This is a genomic window from Sporichthyaceae bacterium (genome assembly GCA_036493475.1).
In the GTDB taxonomy this organism is placed as follows: Bacteria; Actinomycetota; Actinomycetes; order Sporichthyales; family Sporichthyaceae; genus DASQPJ01.
On record DASXPS010000063.1, the window covers coordinates 1 to 2,011 of the forward strand.

The window sequence follows — 2,011 nt, forward strand, 5'->3', positions numbered from 1 at the left end:
TGGTGATGTCGTAGCGCGCCTTCGGGTCGAAGCGCTGCCGCGCCAGGATGCGCATGAGTTGCTGCGACTTCGTTTCATCGCTGAAGAACCCGATGTCCTCCTTGAACTTGAAGCGCTTCTGCTCGACGAAGCAGAACGGCTCGCCGTCCGAGGCACCGTCAGGTACCGAGAAGAAATAGCGATTGATGCCCAGGGTGAACTTCTGCCGCAGCACGAATGTGTCGTGGGCGTTCGGGTCGATCGTCACCCGGCCAGTCTGTCAGCCCGGCACCGGCCAACGCGCCCGGACAAAGTGGGGCGAACCGGATAATCGGCGGCACGCGGCTGCGGTCGGGGAGCAGGCTGGGTCCGTGGGGACACCGTGGCCCGGCCGCCGACCGACGTTGACCGATGGGGTGGTGCGGCTGCGGGTCTGGGAGGCCGCCGACGCGCCCGCGGTGCTGGCCGCCTGCCAGGACCCGGACGTCCAGCAGTTCACCCGGATCCCGGTGCCGTACCACCGCGAACACGCCGACGCGTTCATCGCGCTGTCCCGCCAGGAGTGGCTGGAGGGGGTGTCCGCGCCGTTCGCCGTCACCGACGTGACGGGGCGTCGGCTGTGGGGCGCTTGCGGGTTGCACCACGTGGACCGGGTCACCGGCGCGGCCGAGGTGGGGTACTGGGTGGTCCCGGCCGCGCGGGGCCGCGGGGTTGCCCGCACGGCGCTGGTCCTGATCACCGGATGGGGGTTGGGCCCCGCCGGACTGCGCCGGATCTACGCCAAGGTGGAGGAGCGAAACACCGCCTCGGTCGCGGTGGCGGTCGGCGCGGGTTACCGGCAGGTGGCCGGCAGGGTTGAGTACGTCGAACTCAAGGGCAGCACCCGCGCGTACCGCGAATTCGAGCGCGTAGCATCCGATTTGTCGGAATCGTCCTGTTCCGGGCGTTCGATCGTCCCGGAGCAGCTCGGACCTGAGTCGACAGACAGGGGAAATGATGAGCTACCGCCATCACCACCACCATCACCATCACCACCACCACCGTCACTGGGATGACGACGACTGGGGCTGGGACAACGACTGGGACGGCGGCTGGGACCGCTCGTACCGCCGCAGCTACTACCGCAATGGCGGCCTCCTCGGCGGGCTGCTGGGCGGCATCCTCGGCTGAGCGCCACGTCTGACCAACGGGCGCCGCCCGGCGCAACAATCGCCGGGCGGCGCCCGTCGTGTTCCTCCGGCAAACCCGAAGGCATCGGTTGCGTGCTGAATGCACCCCGGTAACGGGTGTCTCGCACCGACAACTGCGCCGAACGGGTTGCCCGGGCCGCGAAGTCCTTCTCCGCTGCGGATCCGGCCTGTGTCATGGCCGCAGGGGCAGCAGCGCCGAACGGTGGCGCGCCCGCAATCCAGGGGGAGTCAGGGACATGTCACGTGGCATCGGAATGCCCATCGGCCCGACGCGCAGCACTTGGGCCGTCCGACTGGCGGCGGTCGCCGCCACAGCGGCGGTGACCATGCTGGTGATCGCCGCGGGCGCCGGGGCGAGCACCACGATCACCGAGTACCAGCTGTCGTCCGCGAACGCGGGGCCCGCCGGACTGGTGACCGGACCCGACCACGCGATCTGGTTCACCGAGTTGGGCACCAGCTCGATCGGGCGCATCGACCCGACCACGCACCAGGTGAAGGAATACCCGTTGCCCGCTCGGGGGGCGTCGCCCAACGGCATTGTGGGCGGCCCGGACGGTGCAGTGTGGTTCGCGGAGTTGGGCGTCGGCAAGATCGGTCGTATCGATCCGGCCACCGGCGCCATCGCGGAGTTCCCGATCCCGACCCAGGGGTCCAAGCCGACCGGCATGGTGACCGGCTCGGACGGCGCTCTGTGGTTCACCGAGACCATGGGCAACAAGATCGGCCGGATCGACCCGCGCAGCCACACCATCGTCGAGTACCCGATCCCGACCGCGCAGGCAGCGCCCGGCGTGCTCGTGAACGGCCCCGACGGCGCGCTGTGGTTCACCGAGACGGGC

At 69.7% G+C, this 2,011-nt stretch carries 4 protein-coding genes; 3 read left to right on the forward strand and 1 reads right to left on the reverse strand.

The window, feature by feature from the left end; translation table 11 throughout:
* On the reverse strand, positions 1-247 hold a 247-nt coding region (locus tag VGJ14_07120), incomplete at its 3' end, for a hypothetical protein (GenBank protein ID HEY2832179.1).
* Between the two features lie 103 nt (positions 248-350).
* Here VGJ14_07120 and VGJ14_07125 point away from each other — a divergent pair.
* The 3 genes from VGJ14_07125 to VGJ14_07135 form a co-directional block, all read left to right on the forward strand.
* Positions 351-1,034 carry a GNAT family N-acetyltransferase gene (locus tag VGJ14_07125; GenBank protein ID HEY2832180.1) on the forward strand — a complete coding sequence of 228 codons (684 nt, stop codon included), beginning with the start codon at positions 351-353 and terminating at the stop codon, positions 1,032-1,034.
* Positions 976-1,149, forward strand: coding sequence for a hypothetical protein (locus tag VGJ14_07130; GenBank protein ID HEY2832181.1), 174 nt, complete (start codon positions 976-978; stop codon positions 1,147-1,149). Before VGJ14_07125 ends, VGJ14_07130 begins: the two co-directional genes overlap by 59 nt.
* A 256-nt stretch (positions 1,150-1,405) precedes the next feature.
* Positions 1,406-2,011, forward strand: a 606-nt coding sequence (locus VGJ14_07135) for a hypothetical protein (protein ID HEY2832182.1), incomplete at its 3' end; no start/stop codon positions are given.

Coding starts and splice junctions, on each gene's coding strand:
- VGJ14_07130 (HEY2832181.1), top strand. CDS start 976: ATGAGCTACCGCCATCACCACCACCATCACCATCACCACCACCACCGT.